We start from the raw sequence: 23,260 nt of genomic DNA, 5'->3' as shown, positions 1-23,260 counted from the left end.
CTATTCCGCAGCTTCGATACGGGCGGCCTGCTGCCGCTTGACGCGGGCGGCGCATCTTTCCTGGATGGATGCAAGTTGCTTGGCGCTTGGGTTTGCGCCGCCTTCATAGGCCTCGAGGAACTCCAGAAGCTCCTCGCGATAGGCGTAGTAGTCAGGATGGGCGAGCAGCGCCTTGCGGCTGCGTGGCCGCGGCAGGTCGACCTCCATGATGTTGCCAATCTTGGCATTCGGGCCGTTGGACATCATCACCACCCGGTCGGCGAGCAGGATCGCCTCGTCGACGTCATGGGTAACGCAGATCGCGGTGACCTTGGTGCGCTTCCACACATCCATCAGCACTTCCTGCAGCTCCCAGCGGGTCAGGCTGTCGAGCATGCCGAAGGGCTCATCGAGCAGAAGCAGCTTGGGGGACAGGGCAAAGGCGCGCGCAATGCCAACACGCTGCTTCATGCCGTTCGACAGGTCGGCGGCATAGCGGTGCATGCTGTCACCGAGACCGACACGGGCGAGATAATACTCGACAATGTCGCGACGTTCGGCGGGGCTTGCATCGGGATAGACCTTGTCGACCCCGAGAGCCACGTTTTCGCGGGCGGTCAGCCAAGGCATCAGCGAGGGCGCCTGGAAGACGACGGCACGATCAGGACCCGCGCCGGAGACTTCACGACCGTCGAGAATGATGCCGCCCGACGAGATCGGGTTAAGGCCCGCGACCATCGAGAGCACCGTCGACTTGCCGCAGCCCGAATGGCCGATGATCGAGATGAATTCGCCCTGCCGCATCTTGAGGTCGAAACCATCGACGACGGTAAGCGGCCCCTTCGAGGTCGGGTAAACCTTCTCCACTTCGAAGAATTCGACATAGCCCTTGTCGATCGCCGACTGAGCCTTGCGCGTGTAGGCTTCCGGCAGTTTTCCCGGCTGGGGCTTCTGGGTGATCGGCACGACGTTCGGCAGAACAATCCCGGTTTCAAGGTCGCTGCCGCGGCTCTTGCCGAGATCCATCAGATATTCAGTTACCTCGGCGCGGATGCGCATGAATTCCTCGTCGGAGTTCATATCGGCGCGGTCGCGCGGCCGGGCAAGCTTGACATCAAAACTTTTACCCAGCGTTGCCTTCGGGCCGGGCGTGAGCGGGATGATCCGGTCGGCAAGCAGGATCGCCTCGTCGACGTCATTGGTGACAAGGACGATGGTTTTCTTTTCCTTCTCGCAGATGGCCGCAAACTCGTCCTGCAGCTTGGAGCGCGTGAGCGCGTCGAGTGCTGAGAGCGGCTCGTCGAGGAGAAGCACTTCCGGCTGCATGGCGAGCGCGCGGGCGACGGACACACGCTGGCGCATGCCGCCCGAGAGTTCCGAAGGCTTGCGGTCGGTGGCATGGGCAAGGCCGACCATCGCAATATAGCCATCGACCAGTTCCGCACGCTCGGCCTTGGACTTCGTTGTGTGGACGGCATCGACCGCAAGCGCGACATTGGCGCGGACCGAAAGCCAGGGCATCAGCGAGTAGTTCTGGAAAACCACGCCGCGGGCACTGTCCGGTCCCACGATTTCTTCACCCTTGAACAGCACTTTGCCTTCGTCCGGACGGGCAAGTCCCGTCAGGAGCGAGATCAGGGTGGATTTGCCCGAGCCGGAGAAGCCGACGATGGCGATGAACTCGCCTTCGGCAACCGCCAGATTGACGTCGGCCAGGACTTCATTGCGGGTCTTTCCATCGCCGAAGCTTTTCGAGACGTCCTTGAGTTGGAGCATGCTCATGCGCGCCTCCTCAACGGTTCTGCGTGAAGGTGAAGGCGGACTGCAGCGCGTACATGACCCGGTCGAGCGCAAAGCCGATGATGCCGATGGTGAAGACGGCGACCATAATGCGGGCGAGCGAGCTGGAAGAACCATTCTGGAACTCGTCCCAGACGAACTTGCCGAGACCCGGGTTCTGGGCGAGCATTTCAGCGGCGATCAGCACCATCCAGCCCACGCCCAGCGACAGACGGAGACCCGTGAAGATCAGCGGCAGGGCTGAGGGCAGCACCAGCTTGCGGATCGTGGTGCCGGTTGAAAGCTGCAGGACCTTGCCGACATTGACGAGATCCTTGTCGATCGAGGCGACGCCGACAGCGGTGTTGATCAGGGTGGGCCACAGCGAACAGAGTGTGACTGTGACGGCGGAAATCACCATCGATTTCGGAAGCCAGTCGACCGGATCCACGTAGAGGGCGGAGATCACCATGGTGACGATCGGCAGCCAGGCGAGCGGTGAAACCGGCTTAAAGATCTGGATCAGCGGGTTGATGGCGCCGTTGAAACTCTTCGAGAGACCCGAGGCAATGCCGATCGGAACGGCGATCAAGGTGCCGACCAGAAAGCCGAGCGCGACGGTCAGGAGCGATGTGCCAATCTGGTCGATATAGGTCGGCTTGCCGGTATAGGCGCGGTTCTTGACCTTGTCCGGCTGGCCATCGGCGACCAGTTTGGCGTTACGCTCATCCTGACGGGCGTAGAAGGCTGCGGCCTTCTCGCGTTCATTGAGGTAATCCTGCCAGAGCGTACCGACCTGTTCGGCAACCTGCGCCGGGCCGGGAATGGCACCGAGCGAGGTGTGGACGCGTGGCGCGAGCGTACCCCAGAGCAGCAGGAACGCCAGGATGCCGACGAGAGGGATGATCAGGACGCGCTTCAACTCCGAGAGCTGCTCGCCGACATTGTCTCCGGCTGCCATCCGGAAGATGGGCGTCACCCAGGCGAGGCCGAGGGCATCCAGCCAGCGGGCGGCGCGGTTGATCCGCTGGAAGAGGCGCTCACGGCGCTCAACCTTGGAAAGGTCGGGGGGGCTAAGGCTTTCAGTCGCATCGGTCATGGTTTTAGTCCCTGGCCATGGTTGGCATTGATCTACTGGTACTCATGATGGGGAGGCCGGGGCGCGGAGATGCGCGCCCCGGCTCATCTCGATCAGCCGCCGACGATCTCGGAGCCTTCGATCTTTTCCTTGCCCTTCAGGCCGATGGAGAGGCTGTCGATGTAGGCGTTCGGCTTCTTCCCGTCGTAGCTCACGCCATCGATGAAGTCGGTGGTGGCCGGCTTGTAGCCATCGGTGCCGAAGGGGAAGTCTTCCTTCTTCGCGTTGCCTTCCTCGACCAGCAGTTCTGCGGCCTTCATGTAGAGGTCGGGCTTGTAGACGGACTTGGCAGTCTCGTCGTACCAGCTGTCATCCTTGAACTCGGGGATCTGGCCCCAACGGCGCATCTGGGTCAGGTACCAGATCGCGTCGGAATAGAAGGGATAGGTGGCGTTGTATCGGAAGAAGACATTGAAGTCGGGAACTTCCCGCTTGTCGCCCTTCTCGTATTCGAAGGTGCCGGTCATCGAGTTGGCGATGACCTCCGCATCGGCGCCGACATATTCGGGCTTGGACAGGATTTCGACGGCTTCAGCGCGGTTTGCGTTGTTATCGGCATCCAGCCATTCAGCAGCACGGATCAGGGCCTTGGTCAGCGCGAGCGTCGTGTTCGGGTTCTGCTCCGTGAACTCGGCGGTCAGGCCGAAGACCTTTTCCGGATTGTTCTTCCAGATCTCATAATCGGTGATCACCGGAACGCCGATCCCCTTGGCGACGGCTGCCTGGTTCCACGGTTCACCGACGCAATAACCGTCGATCGTGCCGGCTTCCAGCGTTGCCGGCATCTGCGGTGGCGGGGTGACGGAGAGCAGCGCGTCGGCCTTGATCTGGCCTGCGACTTCGGTTGGCGAGTAGAAGCCCGGGTTTATGCCGCCGGAGGCGAGCCAGTAACGGAGCTCGTAATTGTGGGTCGAAACCGGGAAGACCATGCCCATGTTGAAGGGCTTGCCCTGCGACTTGTAGCCATCAATGACGGGCTTCAGCGCATCGGCCTTGATCGGGTGCTGCGGCTTGCCATCGGCGCCGGCGGGAACGTTCTTCTTCATCTGTTCCCAGACGGCGTTCGACACAGTGATGCCGTTGCCGTTCAGATCCATGGAGAAGGGCGTGACGATATGGGCCTTGGTGCCGTAGCCGATCGTGGCTGCCAGCGGCTGGCCGGCCAGCATGTGGGCGCCGTCGAGCTCGCCGGTGATCACCCGGTCGAGAAGGACCTTCCAGTTGGCCTGCGGTTCAAGCGTGACATAGAGACCTTCGTCTTCGAAGAAGCCCTTTTCCTTGGCAATCGCGAGTGGCGCCATGTCCGTCAGCTTGATGAAGCCGAGCTTGAGCTCGTCCTTCTCAACATCGAGCATTTCGGCATTTGCAGCGCCGGCCGTGAGCATCGCGACCATCGACACATGACAACTGATAAGCGCATGAAGGCTGAGTTTGCGAAAAGTCATAGCGTTCCCCTGATTAGCTTTATTGACGGTGACATTCGGAAAAACGAAAAAACGCCGCGTGCTTTCCTGCGGGGTCCTGGCGGGAGGAGCCGGACAGCAAGAAGCCTGCGACGTCATTGTCTGATGGTTATCTGCGCCTTTAAGGCGCTCATCCGTCCCTCGATCACCGTTGACCGTGGACATCGGTAGTAAAGCAAAGGCCGTGCCAGTTTCACCTGGCGGTGGTTAAGCCTGTGAAAAACAAGCGCTGTTTTAACCGGAGATGCGACCGCCTCTCGACGGCCATAAGATCAGCCTGCTCGTTCGAAGGCCTGACTTTCGGTGCAAATGCCTCAAGTTTGTGCACCGCAGCGCGTCAGCTATCCGAAATCCTCGGCCTCTACGATAAGCTTGATCGGACCGGAAATCGCTCGACGTAAGCCTGGACATCATCCGGATCAAAGCGCTTGCCATCCATGAAACCCTCATAGCCGCCATCGCCCTTCTCCCTCGCCTCGTCCGGCAAGGCGGCGCCCTGTCCCAGCGCTTCCAGATATAGGTCCGGCCGAAAAGCGCTCCGCGCATTTGTCATGCCTTCAACGCTGAAGTCCGCCTGGCCCCAGCGAAGCATCTGGCTGTAAATCCAACTTGCCTGATCTGGCCTCGGATGGTTGGCGGCCCCGCGATGGAAGAGGAAATAATCCGGGACGACGCGTTTCGTGCCCTGCGCATCGAGACTGAACTCACCATTCAATACGCGGCGAATGATGCTGGTTGGCGCTGCGATGTATTCCGGCCCGCTCAGGATCTCGGCAAGCTCGTTGTGGTGAGCGGGGTCATCGCACCAGCGCGCCGCCCGATCAAGTGCAACGATCAGACGGGAGACCGTGTCGGCATTGGCATCGGCCCAGTCGGGGCGCATGCCGAGCACCTTCTCCGGTGCCAGCGGCCAGATATCCTGCTTGGCCGCAACGATCCTTCCCGTGCCTCGTTCCGACGCAATCATGTTCCAGGGCGCCCCGACGCAGAACCCATCGATCGCGCCGGCCGCGAGCGCATCCGAAGTCAGCGGTGGCGGAACCACCACAAGCTTCACGTCCCGGTCCGGATCGATGCCGCCAGCCGCCAGCCAGTAGCGGAACTCATAGTTATGCGAGGAGAAGGGATAGGTCATCCCGAGTGTAGGTACCGTCTCGCCGCGCGCCCGCATATCGGCAAGCAAGGCCGCCAGAGCCTTTGCATTGGCAAGCGCATCCGCGTCATCGGCCAGCCCCGTCAAAGACTTCATCCGTTCGAAGATGCGTGCCGAAAGCGTGATGGCATTGCCACCACGACCGAGGCAAAAGGGCGCGATGGTCGGCGAGGGATTGGATCCAAGCTCGAGCATGGATGCGACGGGCATCGGCGAAAGCATATGCGCAATGTCGAACTGGCGGAAGGCAAGCCGATCGCGAACATTGGCCCAGGTCACATCCCTGACCAGTTCGAGGCGCAATCCCTCCCTTTCAGCGAAGCCAAGCTCCGCCGCGACGATCAGGATCGCGGCATCCATCAGCGGGATGTAGCCTGCCCTGAGTGTCCTCTGCTCCTTGCCACGCACAGACGCTGGCGCATGGATGGCAGTGTCGCCGGATTGGGTTGAAACCATATCGCTCACCAGTATTCTCCGATCCATGCCGCGCTCACAGCAGCAGTCCCGCAGCCGTCACGACGCTTTGGGCGATGTCGGCCAGCTTCTTCTTCTCATTCATTGCGGTCTGTCGAAGCAGAGCGAAAGCCTGCTCCTCGCTCAAGCCCCGCATTTTCATCAGGATGCCCTTTGCGCGCTCGATGACCTTCCGTTCCTCAAGCGCATTGCGCGCTTCGACCAGTTCTCGCTGAAGGCGGCTAAAGGCATTGAAGCGGCTGACCGCCATGTCGAGGATAGGCTTGATCCGCTCTTTCTTCAGCCCATCAACCACATAGGCCGACACGCCGGCATCGACGGCAGCCTCGATTGCGGCGGTGTCCGAGCGATCAACAAACATCGCGATCGGCCGCGAGATCATGCGGGTAAGCTGGAACATATGCTCCATCATGTCACGATTGGGGTTTTCAATGTCGATGATGATGACATCAGGATCCATCGTCTCGACCAGCCGCGCGACACCCTGCATTTCATGGATCACCCGGACTTTCATATGCCCGGCTTCGTTCAGCCCCTCTTCGATGATCGAGGCCCGAATGGCATTTTCGTCAATGACAAGGATCGTTAGGTCGGTGGAGGATTTTGACATGTTCACGCCGCGGTTGCCACACACAACAACGAGAGCCGCGTGATGCTCAGACATCTCACTGGATCCACTGCTTCGCCCAAAACGCGCCGTGGCTTCCCTGCAACTGCATGAGTGGTCGTGTGTACGGACAATGCGGTCTCCCACTTACATCTTCCTGGAGACATGCAATTCTCACGCCAGATATCTCGACCGATCTCTGCAGATGGTATGACAACGCCGAACTGTTCGGAAGGTGGAGGAGTATTCCAGATGGTGAAGCAATTCCCGATGCCATCGAGAGGATGAGGCGAGAGGGGCCTGTTGCAAATTTTTGTGGTTGACGTGCTGTTGACCACAGCGGTGGAAATTTCGCTCCCGATGTAGCGGAGCGTAGCCATGATTCTGAATGCCATTGCCGAGAAGTTGAAGCGCCAGTCGAATGACGATTTCAAGGGGCGGCATTTCGAAGCGTGGCTGATCGTGCAGGCGGTGACCTGGTAATTGCGTCACCGCTCAGCTATCGAGATATCGAGGAGATGTTCCGCGAGCGCGACTTCGAGGTCGACCACAGCACCATCGATAGGTGGATCCTAGCCTATGCGCCTGTGATCGAAAAGCGACTGCGCCAATTTCGCCGACCGCATTGTGGCTCAGTCAGGATTGACGAGGCCTACGTCAAGATCCGGGGCAAGTGGCGATACCTGTACCGCGCCATCGACAAGTACGGAAACCCGATCGACTTCTTGCTCACAGCAAAGCGCGATCTCGACGCTGCTAAGCGCTTCTTTCGCAAGATGCTCAAAGATGAACCGCTCCTGTCACCGGGGAAGATCGGGACAGATGGTCACGCCCTACTCTGGCGAATCTAAATGTATGTGCGAGCCGATCGCCGCTGATCTCGGCGGAAAGATGCCCGGCCCTTCGGGTTGGCTGAAACGGGCCGCCTGATCGACCGGCCATCCGACTCCGTTTGAGCCAACAGAACTGATTCCATTTAGAAATGAACGGCTCTAGCAATGAAAGCACATCAATTGCCGGCTCGGGCGGCAATGGCGGGGGTACAAACGCCCGCACTGTTTCACTGGCAGCGACCGTCTCGACGAAACGACCCAGGCGGTTTTTGGATTGGGAATCAGACATAACCAAATATCAGCCCCGCGCCTTATTTAAGCAAGACGCATTTCATTTAATTAATCGACAGACTTAGATAAGCGCGCTTAATTAACGCGCCGACTTGAGCTCTTGGGCTTTGTTCCAGGCGACATTGGTGTCTAATACGATGAACGGGTGCCATCAGAAGTGACACGCCCGATACATGCTTTGTTAAAGCACGCCTCATATTTCCGCTCGCCCTCGGCACTGTTGCCTAGGGAAACGGAATGAGCATGCCCAAACACGATCTTTCATCACGTCATTTTCAGCGAAAAATATCCCAATTCTGCGAACTGCGTATCGCGCCGATCACATCCAAGCGGGTGCTGGAGAACATCCGGCCCTTCCTGATGAGCTTGATCATCTATCGGAGATCGCCCCCGCTCAGGAGCGGCCAACTCGACTGGACGGCTACAGGCCAGGTCTGCGATGTCGAAGCTGAGCTGACTGCAGGACTGAAAAAGCAGCTCCAGCCAGGCCTGGACGCAATCATCCGTTGGCTAGACGGACCGCCAGCAGTCGAAGAACAACGGCCACCAAATCCGACCGCTAGCCCGGACAAAATGGCGCCCACCAAAAAAGCAGCCTCCGCGCCTTCAACCAGAAAGCCGCGACGTGCAACGGCCGATGGCATCGTTTTCCCATCTGAATCGGCGCCAGGTGGGCCTGCTCCAAAACCGATCAGCCCTTTCCCGGAACCACTATTCGACGCGACAGAGGACCCGGTAAGCTTTCAAGATGCATTGGTTCATCATATGCGTCGGTTCGGCGAAACCTATTGGCAGCTTTACCGCGCCGTTGCTCATCTGAATGAAACCTTCGACAATAAGACGCTGCTATCCTGGATCCAGGGAGAGCGTGTGCCTCGATCCGTTGCCAGTTTCAATATTCTCCGCCGCATCGAGCGACGCTATCGGCTTGCAGAAGGATATTTCAAAGAGAAACTGCCGCATCAGGCGCGCTCGCTTTATGGTCACGATCTCGGAGACATCAGCCCATCTGAGCGTCGACGGATTTCATTACACCTACCCGAGGACTTCAACAGCCTGCCCTTTACCAAGCGCGAGGAGATCCTCGATTGGGTGCGCCGGGTGATCATTTCCGGCTCTACGGAATATCGCCGCTATCAGGCGGCGGCCAGCAAGCAGCGATATGCCATCCGCTTTCCCGGCGTCACCTATGGCAGCAGCTTTCTTTCCTCTCGATCGTTGGCCTCGGCGGTCGGCGCCAATCAGAACGTTGCCGCAGAACTTGATGATCCTGATCTGCTCTCTGGCGTTATCTACGCACCGCCGAGACTTGCCATGGAAATGGCTGATCTCATCCGCTTCAAGACTTCGACGCTGACGGCGATTGGGTTCCAACGGAACGGCGTCTGGGGTGAAGAAACGGCCTCCCAGAAGATTGAGCACCTCGGTTTGATGTTTGGTGCGCTTGCTGCCTCGCCAAACGGTGTCGTGAAGGGTTTTGGTGTGCCACTCAGCCGGTTGAGCTTCGGCCTTCTCGTCTTTCCCGGTGTTTGGGACTGGTATCTGCAGTGGCGAGAGCAGCGACGTGGCTTCTACACCAAGTGGGAAGAGGACATGCTGATGGTCGCCCAAGCCCTATCTCGCGCGGAAGTCGGTTGGATCCGGCAGCATCCGGAGCTGCTTCGGAATGTCAGGCCAATTGCGGGCCTGATTGAGCAGGAAGAAATCGATTTCGCGGCTCGCGATTGGCATGGCGCCTGCGATGCGTTTCACCGACATGCCGCTAACCGTTCCAAGGAGATCCAGCGCGTGATGCGCGTGCATCGCGATCCATTTGAACCGATCATGTGCGTACTCGAAGCGGACAGCCCGCTGGCGGAATATCGCAAAATCACGGACGAGATCGTGAGACGTATGCCGGATGAGGCCAGATATCCCCGACCGGCCGCCGAGGCCGTTAGATCATTCCTGTTGCTTCGCCTGGGACTGCACCTTGGGCTCAGGCAAAAGAACCTTCGCCAACTTCGTGTCTGCCCCCGCGGACACTATCCGACGTCAGAGCGCCGGCTGGAGGATTTGAAATGCGGTGAGCTGCGCTGGAGTGATCGCGACCAAGGGTGGGAGGTCCTTATCCCGTCGGTCGCATTCAAAAACTCCGGTTCATCCTTCTTCGGACAGAAACCATTTCGGCTGATATTGCCGGACCTGCTCGACCTCTACCAATATCTCGATGCCTATATCGACCGTCATCGTGGTGTCCTTCTTGGAGGCGCCAGAGACCCCGGAACGCTGTTCGTCAAAACGGTGAAGACCAACAGCACCGATGCAGCTTACAACTCGACCACGTTCTACGAAGCTTGGAGGACAGTCATCCAACGCTATGGAATTTACAACCCTTACACCGGGCGTGGTGCCATCAAAGGCTTGTTGCCGCATGGCCCCCATAACCTGCGGGATATTCTCGCGACGCATATTCTGAAGCAGACCGGATCCTACGAGCAGGCGAGCTACGCAATTCAGGATACACCCGATGTAGTTCAGCAGCACTACGGTCGCTTCCTTCCGCAAGACAAAGCCGCGCTGGCCGCAAAGATCCTCAATCGGGTTTGGGAAGCTGCGTAGGATCGAATGAGATGCTCGGCTCGGATACTCAGGACTGTTGTATCTGGGCCGAGCGTCCTCGTCTTCGCCTTGAACGGATGTGAACCCACGACCCGCTCATTAAAAACCCAACCGCTTGGGATGATTGATTATCTTCGTCAGCGATTATCCTGGCGTCTAATAGGGAACATATCTTCGCCACGGTGATGAAGGCGAGTATGATGCAACCGGCACAGCCAACGTACTTTTAGGGGTTCGTCGTATCGATCGTGATGAGCATCGACCGCTTCAATCCCACAGACCTCACATGTTTGCCTTTCCAGATCACCTGCATTAACCGCCCGCTGCACGGCAAGGTGTGCATTATACTTGGCCGGATTGGCACGGCGCCAATTAGCCTGGCGGGTATCGGTTTTCAACATCGGCACATCCTTAAATTAATCTAGCTCGCAACAAGCTCAGCGAGCTTGTCTGCCACAACGGTCAAAGTATCATCTTCGGTGCTCAAGCCGCTTCGGGAGGCCAGCAGGGGGCTGACGTTGCGGAGAGCTTCGTACGTTGTGTCATGGACGATCGGTACGAGCTGTTCGGTCGCCAATAGTGCAGAGAGCTCTTTGTCGGCAACACCTGCTGCTGGAAGACGGCGCAGCAATGCGGGCGTGACAAGCACGATCCCGACACGGGACTTTGCCAATCCCTTGTCGATTTCGCGAAGCAACGACGTACCGAGGGCAACGTCCTTTTCGCTGAACCACACCGTTACGCCACGCGCTTCGAGCAGATCGTGCAGCACCTTTGCATCCCCCTGCCGGTCATCCCAAGCATGACACAGGAATACATCCCGGAGATCCGGTAGTTCCGCTCGTTTTTCGACAGTCTGGCGGATTGGCGTGAGGGCACGCACTTCAGTAGGTGTGTATAATACGGACGAACCGGCTTTGGACCATTTTGCCCGTACCCTACTAGACCCACCGCCAGTGGTTCCTGACGGGGAGCGATAAGACGGTGAAATAGAGGATGCCCCATAACCGCTATTGTAGCTGCTATAACTACTGTAGCCACTATAACGGCTGCGGCCACGACATGCCGGGCAATTTGCTGCCGCACTTGCCGAGCGATGCCCCTCTCTAGGTGCTGTACATTGAACCATCAGAATTACTTTCTCTTAAAAGGGATGCTGCGTTCAGCTGTCCTTGATCGTTGTGCGCGGGTGTGACTTGCCGTATTTGGTCGTCACGAACCGACCAGAAATGGCACTCCTATATGTACCCCCGGTGCTCCCCCCGCCCTTGGCTTCTCGAACCGTCGTTCGCGGGGTTGCGTGTCCATGTTTGGCAGTCAAAAACCGCCCACTGATTGCACTGCGAAAATTGCTTCCGCTTGCCTTACCTTTCGACATTATTCTCTCCTCATCGAACACCCCTGGGAATCGGGCTGTTCCGACAATACATCGATGGGGGTGTCAAAAGCTGACATACTCCGACCCAGAATAAATAAGGTCGGTCGGCGCTTACGTTTTGCGTTAGAAATCCGTTATGGAAAGGCCTCGAAGTCGCTTCTGCGGTGATGTTCAACCATTCTGCGCAGCCCCGCCGGAGCAATTACCTCGACCGCATCTCCCCATGAATAAAGATGCCACACCATTTCCAGCCAGCCCGCCGCACGAAATCGGACAATAAGGCTACCGTCCTCCTCCTCTTCAACGGTCTGTTTCGGATGAAAGCAGAACTCAGCCGCCCTCGCTGCGGCCTGCGGAGCGAAACGCCAGATGACGTCGTCATACTGCTTGGGGTTCTGATAGACGCCAAACGACTGGGCCGCGTACTCCTCCAGCGAAAAGCCGGGCAAGAGGCTGAAGCTCTCATCTAAGGTATGCGCGCTTAGTATCCGGTCCATACGGAAATTCCGCATATCGTCGCCGCGAGCGGGCTGACGCGCCACGAGATAAGTTCGATGCCCTAGCAATAGACCGTGGGGCTCGACGATCCGTTCTGGCGCGTCCGCGGTTCCATAGCGTAGCCGTAGCCTGAACGGACCGCGCAGCCCCTCTATCACCGCATCTAAGACAGTGGGCACCATGTTAACACGCGGTCCTGGGCGTGTGACCGATCCCATAGCCAACAGAACCGCTTCGACATCGGCTTCTGTGCGCAAAGCGTCTTTGGGTGTCAGCCGCGCCAACAATCCGTCGCGCAAATCTTCAAGTGCAGCAGCGTGGCGCAACCGGCCATCGACCCTCGCCGCCCGGTTCGCGATCTCCAAAGCCTCAATTGCCGTTTCTTGACGGATTTGGAGACGGTTGAGCATCGGGTCAGCGACACGCCAACGCCGTCGACGGTCCGGGCCATCGATCGCCTCGACATTGGTGAATAACGACTCCAGCGCATCAGTCATACGTTGCGCTGTTCGATGCGAGACGGTGAACTGCTCGCAGATTTCATCAAGGCTGATCCCAGTACGCCGCGTGGCTGCCAGCCGCGCCAACCTGATCAGGTCCTGAGACTTGGAGAACGACATGAAAAATCCTGGGCCGCTGACTATGTCAGATATTGACACCCACATACGCTATGGATGAATTTTCAATCTGTCGAGATGGAATTCTTTCGCGGATTGCGTCAGAGGGAGGCTGTGCGAACTATTGAAGCGCACGCCCAAGGCTGGTCAATATCTTCTTATGAACTACTTCCAGCATTTTCCCTGAATTAGAAGTCGTGAGGGCGAGCGGAGTGAGTCCGCTAGCCTGTGCGATAGCGGCAATTTGCTCCCCAGCGGCGACCCGAAATGCGTGATTTTCATCACGTCCCTCGCCCAGACCAACGCTATCATCAAGTTCAGTCAAAATAACGATATCGTAATCAATTGCACAGGCTTCCGCGATCCTGCGCAACTCATCAATTTTAGGCTCTGGCAAAGCCCTACCGGATATCTGCAATGCTGCGTAAAGATATCCGAGCGCGTCGAAAACCGGCCGATCTACTAGTATAACGTCGCTCGTCAAAGTAGCTTCCGCTTCCTGTCTCATACCCTCTGCCATAATCCAAAGCGTGCTTTCGAAATTGTGTTGGGTCAAAATTGGAAAACCACGAGCCCTGGCTGCAGTTGCAAGGTCTCCGATCCGACCCACGCGTACACCGTCGTTTGTCAGGCGCACATTCAACGCATCAAGAAATGTCGACTTGCCTGTCGAATGCGTGCCGGCCAATCCAACCTTTACCGTCATAAAAAGCTCTCCTGAGCAATGAAAAGAATGTCGGCCTCCCTTACGCGCGACGCGCGTGCGCCAGGATCAAGGGGCGTGAGGAGCTTGTTGAAAACGAGCGCAGTCAACGCGACATCGAATTGCGCCGAGTGGTGCTTCAGACCCGTCTGACGCTCTGCGGTCGAAGTCAAGTTTAGAGCTACACCCAGCTTCTCAAGGCTGTAAGATTCCAACCCCGGCCGTAATGCGCGGGCAAGCTTCAACGTATCTATTGCCGCGGATGGCTTCCAGTCGGTGATCGACCGTTTAATAATGTCGAGTTCGACGCGGACGTTGTGCCCGACAATCACGGCCTGATCAGTCCATCTGAGAATGTCGTCCGCAATGTCGTCGATAATTGGTGCTTCTGCTACATCTGCGTCAGTTATGCCGTGGATACGCGTCACCGTCGGGCTGATGGGTTCCTGTGGTTTAAGTAACCAGTGGAAGGCACGCCCGCTCGGCTCAAGGTCAACCAGCTCCAGCAAAGCGAGTTCGACGATTTCAGCCGGGGTGGCACCGTTACCTTCGACATCAATGACCCAAACTTTTTCCCAGTTCATTTCCATCCAATCTCCGCTCGCCCATGCCGGTCACGCAGGTGAGGCTGGGCACGATCATGGACCTGATAATTTAGGGCGTGCTGCATGAAGTAGCGCTGGTGTTCGCTACTTCCATCGACTTCAACACATCGGTCCGAGATCGCAATTGTATCCGTCGCAAGCGATACGATTTCCGCAATTTTTTGAGTCTCTTCCAAGCTTGGCCGTCTGTGGCACGCCCTGCAAATATTATGCTGTGTTTCGGGACAAATACCGCAGATCTCACTGATGCCGTAGTGACCGTTGTAGTCGGCCACTCCATGCGCAAAGGCTACCCCGCAAGACGTCTTCCTGAACAGGGGGGAACCGCTGAAACTTGCGAGGACGCGCTTTTCGGTTTCGCTTGGCAAGATTTTGCGCCGCGCTACGTCCTCGTAAAGGTCAGGGACACCCGCCAAACGAAAATATTCGCGGATTTCCTCACGATAAAAGAGGCCCGTAAATACGGTGGCGTCGGCCAGATCCGCAAGTTTGCGAGCCCTAGCCATATGGGCGTCCGAGTCGTTCAGGCCAGAGATGATCGGCCGCCAGTACAAGATCTTTTTGGTGCGCACAGCATTGCAAGCAAGCACTTCGAGGGTGCGTTCGGCGATGGCGGAAGACACCGGCTCGACCCTGTCATCGTCAATCCCCGACCACGTAACGAGGATTGTCAGCTTTATGTTCGACAGCGCCTCAAGTCGTTCGACGTCGGCCGACGTCACCTTCCATCGTGTGATGACGAGCACCGGGTTCGAAAGGCCACGGCTGTCCAATGCCTCTAGCGTCCGGAAGAGATGATCCTTTACGCCCGGAAGAAACGGGTCGGTGGCGCGATTGAATATCTGAATGGGGGTTCGATGCGCTCGGAATGCCCAATGATCGAGGAGAACTTCGACAGCCACATAATCGTCAACGACCAAATGGGGACGCTTCATCTCAAAATTGTCGAATAGGTGACGAACACAATAGCCGCAATCCAGCGGACAACCAACGATATGGTTGAGGCTTAGACCTGACTTTCGATAATCGATGAAATTTCTGAGGCTGTCTGGAAGGTTCGGCGGAGCGCGATGCACTGTTTTGCCGCGCACGGTACTGATTGAAGCCATCTGTTCCTCCCACCTGCGCTACAACCCCACATTGGCTCACCTTGCCGAGTTGGACAAGTCCACTGGGGAATATTTCACCCCGAAGCGACAGGCCTGATACGGTGACTACGTTCAGAGCGTCACGTGTGGGGCGGAGAGTTAAGTGGAGCTCATTTAATCGGCGTGCAAACCATCGATTGTAAAAAGGTGTTCGCAAACGCCGCCAAAATTCGATGTCAGGATGACTCTAGAAACCAGACGTGCAAGCTAGTTTGTCGATAGACAACTACCAGTATTGCAAGGGGGGGGGAAATGGGACAATCAAAACAACGCCTCGAATCCTATAAAATGGCGAAGCAAGCTCTTTTAGGCAGGTGCGATCCTGAAGCTCGTGTTGTTGCAGAAACCGCTATACGACTTTTCGACGGGTTTATCCTTCCAAACCACTTTACTGGTGGCTGCTACCAAGTTTCCATGACGCTTCATCGCTTTCTCATGGAGACCCATCGTATCTCTACGGAAGTCGTCGTGGGCTATGTTAACGATGGGACCGACGATATTATGATCTCGCATGCCTGGCTGGACTACAATGGTAAAAAAATCGATTTGAACCTGCACGTCATGGCAAATCCCGATGCAACTAAACCTGGAGATTTAATTGTTTTAGATCAGGTTCTTCGGCCAGGAGCGTTGACTTACACGTACCATACCGAACGGACGGGAGCTTATCTCATTGCCGCGCACCGCTTGCTTTCTGACCCAGATCTTGGGGCAATTGCGAGACATAAGGAAGAGGAGCATCTGATCATGCAGGCGAGGAGCAAGAATCCCGCGTTGATGGAGGCATACATCGCCGCCGCGCCCACGGAGATCGGTTATGCCGCCATGACTGCTGCCCTCCGTTGACGACTCCTCTCGCTGCACAGGATCCATCTTGATGAGCAATGTTACAGCCGCAATCTTCGGAGACGGCCAGCCGGCTAATGATGCCGCTGTCGATATCCTTCGCCGCTCTCGCTCACGAGAGCTCTTCTTCGCAGTTGTTGGTCCAGTAGGTGCGGGCGGATCACGGGTGATTAGCTCACTCACCAGAGTGGGAGAAGAGGCAGGCTATAAATGCGAGACTATCAAGGCGAGCCAGTTAATACGACAGTGGGCGACGGGCAACAATTTATCGAACAATCTCCCCTTGGAGAAAACGCTAACTGTCGTCGAACGCCTGCAGGACCTTGGCGATGAGATCAGGAGTCGGGATCCGGCAGCAGTCGCTCGCCAAGTGATGCGCGAAATCGCTCGCAAGCGTGCCGATGCTCGTAACGTCACATACGTGCAGGGCGAGGCTGTTTTACCCGACGACGCAAAACGGATTTATCTGATTGATTCAATTCGACATCCCGCCGAAGTCAACCTCCTGAGGCGTACCTACGGCAATTCTTTTGCGCTTGTTGCTGTCGTCTGCGAGGAAAAAGAGCGCACTGAGAGGATACTGGGGAAGTATTTCACCAAACCAGAAGCCCTAAAGAATGACAATGTTGCACGTGTGAACGAATTTGTTAAACGAGATGCCGACGATATTACCAGAAAACACGGACAGCACGTCACTGAGGCATTTTACGAAGCAGATTTCTTTGTCGACAACACCGCGCAGGATAGCGAGGACAAACAACGTCTATTGGATGATATGTGCGGGCGTTTGGTGGATATAATCTCGCATTCGAAGGTCGTCCGGCCCTCGATAGAGGAGACGGCGATGCACCACGCCCATTCGGCCAGAGTGCGTAGCGCTTGCATGTCACGTCAGGTCGGCGCGGCCTTACTGGACGGAGATGGCACGGTCGTTGCGACTGGAGCCAACGAGGTACCAGCGGCTGGCGGTGGCGTTTATGGCGAAGTAGGCGGTGCTAGCAATAGGCTTCATGACGAAAGATGCGTATTCCGTGCGACGAAATATTGTAGCAGCAACCGGGAGCAAAATAGGATCATCGAAGAGCTAATTTCGGCCATTCCGCAATTGGCCGCTGTGGTGGACAGGAAGCAATTAGCAGCGGATCTCCGGCGAACCTCGGTTGGCGGCCTCATTGAGTTTTCACGAGCGGTCCATGCAGAGATGGACGCTCTTCTATCGGCTGGCCGGGAAGGGGTTTCGACCGTTGGAACACGCCTATTTGTGACAACCTTTCCATGTCATTACTGCGCGCGTCACATCGTAAGCGCGGGCGTCTATGAAGTGCAGTACATCGAACCGTATCCAAAGAGCCTTGCGACGAGCCTCCACAGCGACGCTATCGAAATCGATGAGTCAAAGTGGTCGCCGCCCGATCGACAATCGATGGCGGAAGAGCGCAAGTCGAAACGTACGGAAGATGCGACGCCGGGCAAAGTTCTTTTCAAGCCATTTGTCGGTGTCGCGCCACGGCTCTACCTGCGAGCGTTTGAGAAAACCTGGCGTTTAAAAGATAAGGAGACTGGCGAATTTAAGATGGAGCCTCCCGAATGGGGTGACGAATGGTCCTCTTTGACGTTAGGATATCCTGAACTGGAAGCGGTGTTGACAAAGTGAATAAACGGCCACCTCACATTCGTTTAGTCGATATTTTGCCTGGGCCGGTGGCGACAGCGGAGTCATCGCCACGAGCGACTGTGGGTAAGCGGCGCGTCGTCAAGGGCGAGCAGCTTAAGTTCAACCTAGATGGCTCGCACGAAGAAAAGCGTGTTATGCTTGTGCCGATGAACAATATGCACGGCCAGAGGTTTGCAGAGCTCGTTAGCAACCTCAGACCCAAGGTCGTTCTGGACATGCGACACGCGATCAGATTCGACCTTCCGGGTACAAATCGCAGTCATATCTTTGCGCATTTCTCCCACTTTGAAGCATTTTATACGACAGCGAGCCTACCTTGGCACGAGTTTAACTCGGCGGACTTTATGCTCGACCGTGGAACCCTTTCTCAAAGGCTTCATCACGAGATTCTCGAACGACCAGAGGATTGCATCCTGATCCTGCTCCCTGAATCTATGCATGCGAAGTGGCTAAGGACCTACCTTAACCGCCGGCTCTCAGAGTCCGCGAAAACCGATTGGCATATTGAAGAGATTTTGTAGTTGGCGACAATTTAAGGTAATTCCCAGGCCTGAGTTAGGCCTGCCCGCCGATGCCACTGCGGTCATGCTTTTTCACGTCAGGAAAATTTAAAACCCTCAAGGGAAGATTTGTCACGGCGGCATCCGAGGGCCTTAAGCGCATATGATCAAGTATATATGGGACCATCGCCTGACGGGGGTAGATTTCGACCGTGAAGCCCATCTTCGTGTTGGACATACCAAATTCCCGTGCCGTTATCTCGGCCTGGCCGTCCGACAGATGTTTGGCGAGACCGATAACCACCTTTACGCAATTATGCCATTTGTCGTCACGCGGCGGTACCGTGGGTGCATCTACCTGTGTTGCACCAAGAATGCGGGCAATCGCTAGATCTCGAAACGCCGTATGACGCTCATCCCATCCTCTTACCAGCCAGCGATGTCCTGTATAAATTAGTGCAGATGGCCAGAACAGACGCTCAACCGAATGTGGCGTTTTCATCGATTGGTAGCTGACAGCAATCGCCCGCCCCGCGGTAAGTGCACGACACACAGTGGCAAGCAGGTCCCGATCGATCGTTGCCGACAGGCCTTGGACGATCTCAACTGACGGAGTGAACCCTAGGAGCCGCGCCCGCTCACCCTCTGCCAGGGTCGCGGTAGCGGCAAGCATATCCAAGGTTGTGTCTGTATCACTGCCGAATACCGGGGCAAATGACTCGCTGGCGCGGAAACACTTCTCAACCACATCGTAAACGAGGTTGGCCGGCGCCATTTCTCGGTATCGCTGAAAATCCAAGGTGACATGGCTAACGCTGACATCAAAAGTTGCCGCCACCGCGCGCCGGCCAATCTGACCGGTCCAGAGCGCCGCCTTTTCAATGAAGTGGAGCCGGCGCAACTGTTCAGCAGCGGGCGGCGCGCCCTGCTCTTTACGGGGCCGACCCCGACTGGACCGCGTCTGCGAAATCGTTGATTTTCGACTTAGATTGACCATCGATTTTATAATGACAAATAGTTTAAAACTGTCTATCATTTTTTTAAGGATATTGGCGCTTGCTTGATGCGCACGTAAGACGTGAGGCGATGGATAAAGCTGCAAACTTGACCGGACCTTGGCTGGCAGATCTGGGCTATGCCAGGGTCAGCGGAGCGATGGTGCGGGAAGGTGACCCTGCCGTCGACATGCATCCGTTCGCGCCTGAATTAAGGGCAATCTTCGAAACGAATGGCGGCTCATCCTGTGACGCGGTCGTGTGCATCGATCGAGTGCCGACGGTATGCTTGGTGGATTGTGAGCGCCTCAGTAAAGAAGCCAACGAACGTCGCCATCAGTTGCGCGCGTTTTGTGAGCGCCTTTGGAACCAGAATCTTGCCCGTGTTGTGATGGTAACCAATGTTGATTGGTTGGAAGCGTGGTCAGTCGACAATCCAGACGCCGAACCTCATCGCTATAATCTTTCAGACCGCAAAGACGCCGCCGAAACTTGGTCGATTGCAGGCCTCCTCAATGGCGAAGCTCTTCGCAGCCGCGACCACTGGTTCGATCCGCACAAGCGCGTTGACAAGATACTATTAGACAACATTCTTATGCTGGTCGGGAAGCTGGCGGGCTGTGGCCAGGAGCCTGCAGCTGCCCGAAGATTAGTTGCTCGTCTGATCTTCATTACCTATCTGGAAGATCGCTCTATTATTGGAGAAACCTACAGGGAACTTCGCAAGGTCCGCCCGCTTTTTGAAATCGTCGCTGACCGCGACCGGTCCAGTCTTCGTCACCTCATCAGAAAACTACGTGGCGATTTCAACGGTGACTTTCTCTCCTCAGCAGACGGTGAACCAGGGTGGGAGAACCTCTCCGATGAAGCTTTCGAATGGATTGAGCAATTCCTCAGCCGAACATCGCTGCGCACCGGACAAGCAAGCTTTTGGCGTTATGATTTTAGCCAGATCCCAATCGAGTTGATTGCAAGTATCTACGAAACGTTTCTATCCTCGAAAGACGAAGCGTCGGATGCTCCCTCATCAGACCGATCTAAGAGGAAGCAGGGCGCCTATTACACGCCCAAACTGCTAGCTGACTGGGTCGTTGACCTTGCGGTCAGCGATCGCGATGTGTTGAAGGAGAGAATTTTCGACGGGGCATGCGGATCAGGCATGTTGCTGACTGCGGCGTTTAGAAAGATCATACGCGCTTCCGAGATACGCAATGCTCGAGAAGGGCGGCCCGCGGAAGTAGATTTTAAAGCGCGGCAGAAACTGTTGCTTGACCACATATTCGGGGGCGATGTCGACGACGACGCTTGTCAGCTCACGGCATTTAGTCTCTATCTCGCGCTCCTGGCAGATCTCAATCCTCGGGATCTGTCTGTGTTGCGGCGCGGCGGCCATAAGCTCCCACCACTCGGTGAAAACATAAGGCGCGGCGCTAACGGCGACTTCTTTGGCCGAGACAGTGAAACATTCAATCGCGAGCGCTATACGATCTTCCTGTCCAACCCTCCATGGCGTGAACTGCGACCTGGAGAGCCTGCATCCTTAGCCGTAGAGGATTGGCGCAACAGGCAGGAAAAGCCAACCCCACACGTGCCTAAACGCCAGATAGCCGCAGCCTTCGCACTTGGCGCAGCTGATACGCTGATGGAAGGCGGCCGGGTGGCGCTGATCCTTCCCGTGACACCATTCGTGTCCGGCGACGCCACCCAGCGCGACTTCCGTGGACATCTGCTAGGCCGGTACACAATTGAGAAAATAATCAACTTCTCGGATATGCGTCGGCTTATATTTGCCGACGCGGTTCATCCCTTTATCGTTCTAATCGCATCAGTACGTGACCGATCTGAGCGCTTTCAAACCGTAGAGCGGGAGAACTTTGAGTATTGGACGCCTAAGACTGACATCGCTCTCGCATTCGGTCGGCTAGCCATTCATGGCGGTGACCGGACGCAATTGCCTGCCGCCGCTCTTTTGGGTGACGAAAGTCAGTTGACAATGCGCTATTGGGGATCAAGCCCCGATGTCGCGCTGCTGCAACGACTGAAGCGGCGTGGGAGCATCAAAGATCTCATAAAATCAGGCTGGATGGACGCCAAGGGATTCCACGCCCGCGACGAGGACCGCCGTAGGCCACCAGAAACTTGGTATACTGATGTCCCTGAATGGATGGCGAAATCCGGGTTCCTTTCAGCAACTGCGCTGCCTCGGGATGTTCCATTTGTTGCCGCCGAAAGTCTGATTCCGTTCCCGCTCGACCAGATCGCACGCGTCCCTGAGCGGCGCCTTTTTGAGGGACCGCGTGTTTTGTGGACGGATGGTGCGCATCCGGAAGGTGGCGTGAAGGCGGTTTATGCGGAAAAGTTGTTTAGCTACCAGCATTCGCTCGCTGTTCTCTCGGCGCCCAACACAGTGGACGGACGGCTCACCGCACGCTTCCTGACGGTCTATCTTCGTTCGCCTATGGGTCTTTGGTTGTTGTTGCTGTTGAGTGGAAGTGTCGCTTCAGAGCGTCCGAAGTTGCACGTCAGAGAGGCGCTAGATTGGCCTTTTTGGTCGCTTGAGCGCCACCCGGCTCGAGAGCGCGCACGGGCTATAATGATCGAGGTAGATCAGACTCTGGCAAGCGTGGAAGCTGAACCATTTCTCGCGCAGCCGCACCAGTGGTCTGCCGTTCAGAACCATCTCAATCGTCTCGTCTACGAGTATTTCGCTTTGAGCGACGACGAAATCGCGATGATTGAGGAATTGGCTACTTTCGTAGGACCGGCGCTGCAGCCGAGTAGCTTGAACCACAACGCATTGTCCAAGCCACTGAGAGAAGCACCCTCGATCGCCCACTTAAGTGACTATGCAAACGCACTATCGAACACTCTCCTTGCATGGCGGGACGCGACGGGCGGTTCCGGAGATATTTCAGTACGGACGTGGACAGGCAATACAGTACCGCTGGGTGCGGCTATCATCACGCTTGGAAGCCCCGATGAGAAGAACCGCATCGGCGACGATTCCATTATTGAGGAACTGTCGGCCTCCTTGAATAAGGTGGCGTCTTATTCAGCTGAGAGTTTTTTGACGATTCCTGATGTGGCCGTAATTGATGGGAACAGAATCTTTCTGGTGAAGCCTTTGGTTATGCGATTTTGGATGCGTCGGTGTGCTGTCGAGGATGCCAATCAATTGGCGATACAGTTGCAGGCGCTTTCACGGATACGGATGCAAGCATGACCGAGTTGGTGGGCTCACAGGATGTTTCACAGTGGGCCTATCTGGTTCGGCGCCCGCCTTCTTCAAGTGTTTTGCAATACCTAGTGGCGCGTTGGCAGGAATACGAACAGCTCTATTCCGACAAGGGTGCACCGCTATCAAGCAGAACCGAACCAGAGCTTACCGAAGGACTGGGAGCGTTCCTTACTGCTCAACTAGAAGCCGGCCTCCAACCCTTCGATGGGGAATTTTTTGCCGAACTTAGCCGTTTCGATCTGGCCCCCGACGGCAAGCGCATCATTATTGGGCGTTCGGATATCGAATGGCGTCTTTTTGGCACGCCCAACTTCGTCGTTGAGTTCAAGGTCATTGGTGGTGGACGTCCCGCTAAAGCGTATATTGTCGATGGAATGGTCCGCTTCGTAGACGGACGCTATGGCCACCGCTCATCAGAGGGAGCCATGTGGGCATTCTTCCGGCCCGGCTCCAGCGAAGTGGCAACCGACGTCGAGGCTTTGATCGACCTTCATACGGTCCCGCTGCGATGCGAAGTTGAAAATGGTTCTCATCGGATCGCTCCTTCGCAACTCGCGCCGGGCACTGCGGCCTTTGATTCTTTGCATAAGCGTGATCCTATCGCTCCAACAATTCGCATCGCGCACATCTTTGTCCAGATCGGTGCGCGCGCAGCACCGGAGGAAGACGGCGATAGCACCGGAAGCTGAAATGCAAGCCATCCGCCAATGTGTGGGTCAAAAAATAGTTCGCATATATT

Annotated in this window: 18 protein-coding genes and 2 pseudogenes; 7 read left to right on the top strand and 13 right to left on the bottom strand. The window is 56.5% G+C overall.

What is annotated here, in order from left to right:
* From ACWPM9_RS01175 to ACWPM9_RS01155, 5 genes are all read right to left on the bottom strand, one after another.
* A complete protein-coding gene (locus tag ACWPM9_RS01175; RefSeq protein ID WP_484756464.1) occupies positions 1–1,761 on the bottom strand; it encodes an ABC transporter ATP-binding protein in 1,761 nt (586 codons plus the stop codon).
* Positions 1,762–1,771: 10 nt separating this feature from the next.
* Positions 1,772–2,857: an ABC transporter permease gene (locus tag ACWPM9_RS01170; protein ID WP_484756463.1), complete on the bottom strand. Its 1,086-nt coding sequence runs from the start codon at positions 2,855–2,857 to the stop codon at positions 1,772–1,774.
* Positions 2,858–2,949: 92 nt separating this feature from the next.
* Positions 2,950–4,290 carry a CmpA/NrtA family ABC transporter substrate-binding protein gene (locus tag ACWPM9_RS01165; protein ID WP_484757564.1) on the bottom strand — a complete coding sequence of 447 codons (1,341 nt, stop codon included), beginning with the start codon at positions 4,288–4,290 and terminating at the stop codon, positions 2,950–2,952.
* 430 nt (positions 4,291–4,720) lie between these two features.
* Positions 4,721–5,977, bottom strand: coding sequence for a CmpA/NrtA family ABC transporter substrate-binding protein (locus tag ACWPM9_RS01160; protein WP_484756462.1), 1,257 nt, complete (start codon positions 5,975–5,977; stop codon positions 4,721–4,723).
* 25 nt (positions 5,978–6,002) lie between these two features.
* On the bottom strand, positions 6,003–6,596 hold the full coding sequence (locus tag ACWPM9_RS01155) for an ANTAR domain-containing response regulator (RefSeq protein ID WP_428189230.1): 594 nt from the start codon (positions 6,594–6,596) through the stop codon (positions 6,003–6,005).
* 375 nt (positions 6,597–6,971) lie between these two features.
* On the opposite strand from ACWPM9_RS01155, the pseudogene ACWPM9_RS01150 reads away from it, so the two are divergent.
* Positions 6,972–7,420 (top strand): annotated as a pseudogene (locus ACWPM9_RS01150) (IS6 family transposase); the annotation flags it as partial.
* A gap of 163 nt (positions 7,421–7,583) precedes the next feature.
* Here the strand turns inward: ACWPM9_RS01150 and ACWPM9_RS01145 are convergent.
* Positions 7,584–7,715 (bottom strand): annotated as a pseudogene (locus ACWPM9_RS01145) (Fic family protein); the annotation flags it as partial.
* 239 nt (positions 7,716–7,954) lie between these two features.
* On the opposite strand from ACWPM9_RS01145, the gene ACWPM9_RS01140 reads away from it, so the two are divergent.
* A complete protein-coding gene (locus ACWPM9_RS01140) occupies positions 7,955–10,318 on the top strand; it encodes a hypothetical protein (protein ID WP_484756461.1) in 2,364 nt (787 codons plus the stop codon).
* 137 nt (positions 10,319–10,455) lie between these two features.
* Here ACWPM9_RS01140 and ACWPM9_RS01135 read toward each other — a convergent pair whose 3' ends face one another.
* From ACWPM9_RS01135 to ACWPM9_RS01110, 6 genes are all read right to left on the bottom strand, one after another.
* Entirely contained in the window at positions 10,456–10,719 is a 264-nt protein-coding gene (locus ACWPM9_RS01135; protein ID WP_484756460.1) for a hypothetical protein, read from the bottom strand.
* Positions 10,720–10,739: 20 nt separating this feature from the next.
* The gene (locus tag ACWPM9_RS01130; RefSeq protein ID WP_003518810.1) at positions 10,740–11,090 is read right to left on the bottom strand and encodes a toll/interleukin-1 receptor domain-containing protein; all 351 of its coding nucleotides are present in this window, start codon (positions 11,088–11,090) and stop codon (positions 10,740–10,742) included.
* Positions 11,091–11,830: 740 nt separating this feature from the next.
* Positions 11,831–12,814 carry a helix-turn-helix transcriptional regulator gene (locus ACWPM9_RS01125; protein ID WP_484756459.1) on the bottom strand — a complete coding sequence of 328 codons (984 nt, stop codon included), beginning with the start codon at positions 12,812–12,814 and terminating at the stop codon, positions 11,831–11,833.
* Between the two features lie 118 nt (positions 12,815–12,932).
* Complete coding sequence (locus tag ACWPM9_RS01120) at positions 12,933–13,517, bottom strand: AAA family ATPase (RefSeq protein ID WP_484756458.1); 585 nt, start codon at positions 13,515–13,517, stop codon at positions 12,933–12,935.
* Complete coding sequence (locus ACWPM9_RS01115; protein ID WP_484756457.1) at positions 13,514–14,104, bottom strand: 3'-5' exonuclease; 591 nt, start codon at positions 14,102–14,104, stop codon at positions 13,514–13,516. The genes ACWPM9_RS01120 and ACWPM9_RS01115 overlap by 4 nt, the downstream gene beginning before the upstream one ends.
* Entirely contained in the window at positions 14,095–15,228 is a 1,134-nt protein-coding gene (locus ACWPM9_RS01110; RefSeq protein ID WP_484756456.1) for a radical SAM family protein, read from the bottom strand. The genes ACWPM9_RS01115 and ACWPM9_RS01110 overlap by 10 nt, the downstream gene beginning before the upstream one ends.
* Positions 15,229–15,519: 291 nt before the next feature.
* Here ACWPM9_RS01110 and ACWPM9_RS01105 point away from each other — a divergent pair, with 291 nt between their 5' ends.
* Genes ACWPM9_RS01105 through ACWPM9_RS01095 form a run of 3 tightly spaced genes read left to right on the top strand, consistent with a single transcriptional unit; the run spans position 15,520 to position 18,309 of the window.
* Positions 15,520–16,113, top strand: a complete 594-nt coding sequence (locus tag ACWPM9_RS01105) for a hypothetical protein (RefSeq protein ID WP_484756455.1) — start codon at positions 15,520–15,522, stop codon at positions 16,111–16,113.
* Positions 16,114–16,144: 31 nt separating this feature from the next.
* Entirely contained in the window at positions 16,145–17,767 is a 1,623-nt protein-coding gene (locus ACWPM9_RS01100; protein ID WP_484756454.1) for an anti-phage dCTP deaminase, read from the top strand.
* The gene (locus ACWPM9_RS01095; protein WP_139020879.1) at positions 17,764–18,309 is read left to right on the top strand and encodes a hypothetical protein; all 546 of its coding nucleotides are present in this window, start codon (positions 17,764–17,766) and stop codon (positions 18,307–18,309) included. The genes ACWPM9_RS01100 and ACWPM9_RS01095 overlap by 4 nt, the downstream gene beginning before the upstream one ends.
* Positions 18,310–18,343: 34 nt before the next feature.
* Here ACWPM9_RS01095 and ACWPM9_RS01090 read toward each other — a convergent pair whose 3' ends face one another.
* Complete coding sequence (locus ACWPM9_RS01090; protein WP_484756453.1) at positions 18,344–19,390, bottom strand: helix-turn-helix transcriptional regulator; 1,047 nt, start codon at positions 19,388–19,390, stop codon at positions 18,344–18,346.
* Here ACWPM9_RS01090 and ACWPM9_RS01085 point away from each other — a divergent pair.
* Together ACWPM9_RS01085 and ACWPM9_RS01080 are read left to right on the top strand one after the other, a co-directional pair.
* Positions 19,375–22,506: an N-6 DNA methylase gene (locus ACWPM9_RS01085; RefSeq protein WP_484756452.1), complete on the top strand. Its 3,132-nt coding sequence runs from the start codon at positions 19,375–19,377 to the stop codon at positions 22,504–22,506. The genes ACWPM9_RS01090 and ACWPM9_RS01085 overlap by 16 nt on opposite strands.
* Positions 22,503–23,210 (top strand): hypothetical protein, encoded by a 708-nt coding sequence (locus ACWPM9_RS01080; RefSeq protein WP_484756451.1) that lies wholly within the window; start codon positions 22,503–22,505, stop codon positions 23,208–23,210. The genes ACWPM9_RS01085 and ACWPM9_RS01080 overlap by 4 nt, the downstream gene beginning before the upstream one ends.
* Positions 23,211–23,260: the final 50 nt, after the last annotated feature.

It is taken from the genome of Agrobacterium sp. H141 (genome assembly GCF_057158725.1).
The sequence above is the reverse complement of the archived record's forward strand: the minus strand, read 5'-3'. Positions and strand labels throughout refer to the sequence as shown.

Excerpts from the sequence above, each read along its gene's own strand:
- ACWPM9_RS01110 (WP_484756456.1), bottom strand. The coding sequence starts at position 15,228 with ATGGCTTCAATCAGTACCGTGCGCGGCAAAACAGTGCATCGCGCTCCG.
- ACWPM9_RS01120 (WP_484756458.1), bottom strand. The coding sequence starts at position 13,517 with ATGACGGTAAAGGTTGGATTGGCCGGCACGCATTCGACAGGCAAGTCG.
- ACWPM9_RS01135 (WP_484756460.1), bottom strand. The coding sequence starts at position 10,719 with ATGTTGAAAACCGATACCCGCCAGGCTAATTGGCGCCGTGCCAATCCG.
- ACWPM9_RS01140 (WP_484756461.1), top strand. The coding sequence starts at position 7,955 with ATGAGCATGCCCAAACACGATCTTTCATCACGTCATTTTCAGCGAAAA.
- ACWPM9_RS01165 (WP_484757564.1), bottom strand. The coding sequence starts at position 4,290 with ATGGTCGCGATGCTCACGGCCGGCGCTGCAAATGCCGAAATGCTCGAT.
- ACWPM9_RS01175 (WP_484756464.1), bottom strand. The coding sequence starts at position 1,761 with ATGAGCATGCTCCAACTCAAGGACGTCTCGAAAAGCTTCGGCGATGGA.
- ACWPM9_RS01100 (WP_484756454.1), top strand. The coding sequence starts at position 16,145 with ATGAGCAATGTTACAGCCGCAATCTTCGGAGACGGCCAGCCGGCTAAT.
- ACWPM9_RS01170 (WP_484756463.1), bottom strand. The coding sequence starts at position 2,857 with ATGACCGATGCGACTGAAAGCCTTAGCCCCCCCGACCTTTCCAAGGTT.
- ACWPM9_RS01155 (WP_428189230.1), bottom strand. The coding sequence starts at position 6,596 with ATGTCAAAATCCTCCACCGACCTAACGATCCTTGTCATTGACGAAAAT.
- ACWPM9_RS01105 (WP_484756455.1), top strand. The coding sequence starts at position 15,520 with ATGGGACAATCAAAACAACGCCTCGAATCCTATAAAATGGCGAAGCAA.
- ACWPM9_RS01080 (WP_484756451.1), top strand. The coding sequence starts at position 22,503 with ATGACCGAGTTGGTGGGCTCACAGGATGTTTCACAGTGGGCCTATCTG.
- ACWPM9_RS01115 (WP_484756457.1), bottom strand. The coding sequence starts at position 14,104 with ATGGAAATGAACTGGGAAAAAGTTTGGGTCATTGATGTCGAAGGTAAC.
- ACWPM9_RS01085 (WP_484756452.1), top strand. The coding sequence starts at position 19,375 with ATGGATAAAGCTGCAAACTTGACCGGACCTTGGCTGGCAGATCTGGGC.
- ACWPM9_RS01125 (WP_484756459.1), bottom strand. The coding sequence starts at position 12,814 with ATGTCGTTCTCCAAGTCTCAGGACCTGATCAGGTTGGCGCGGCTGGCA.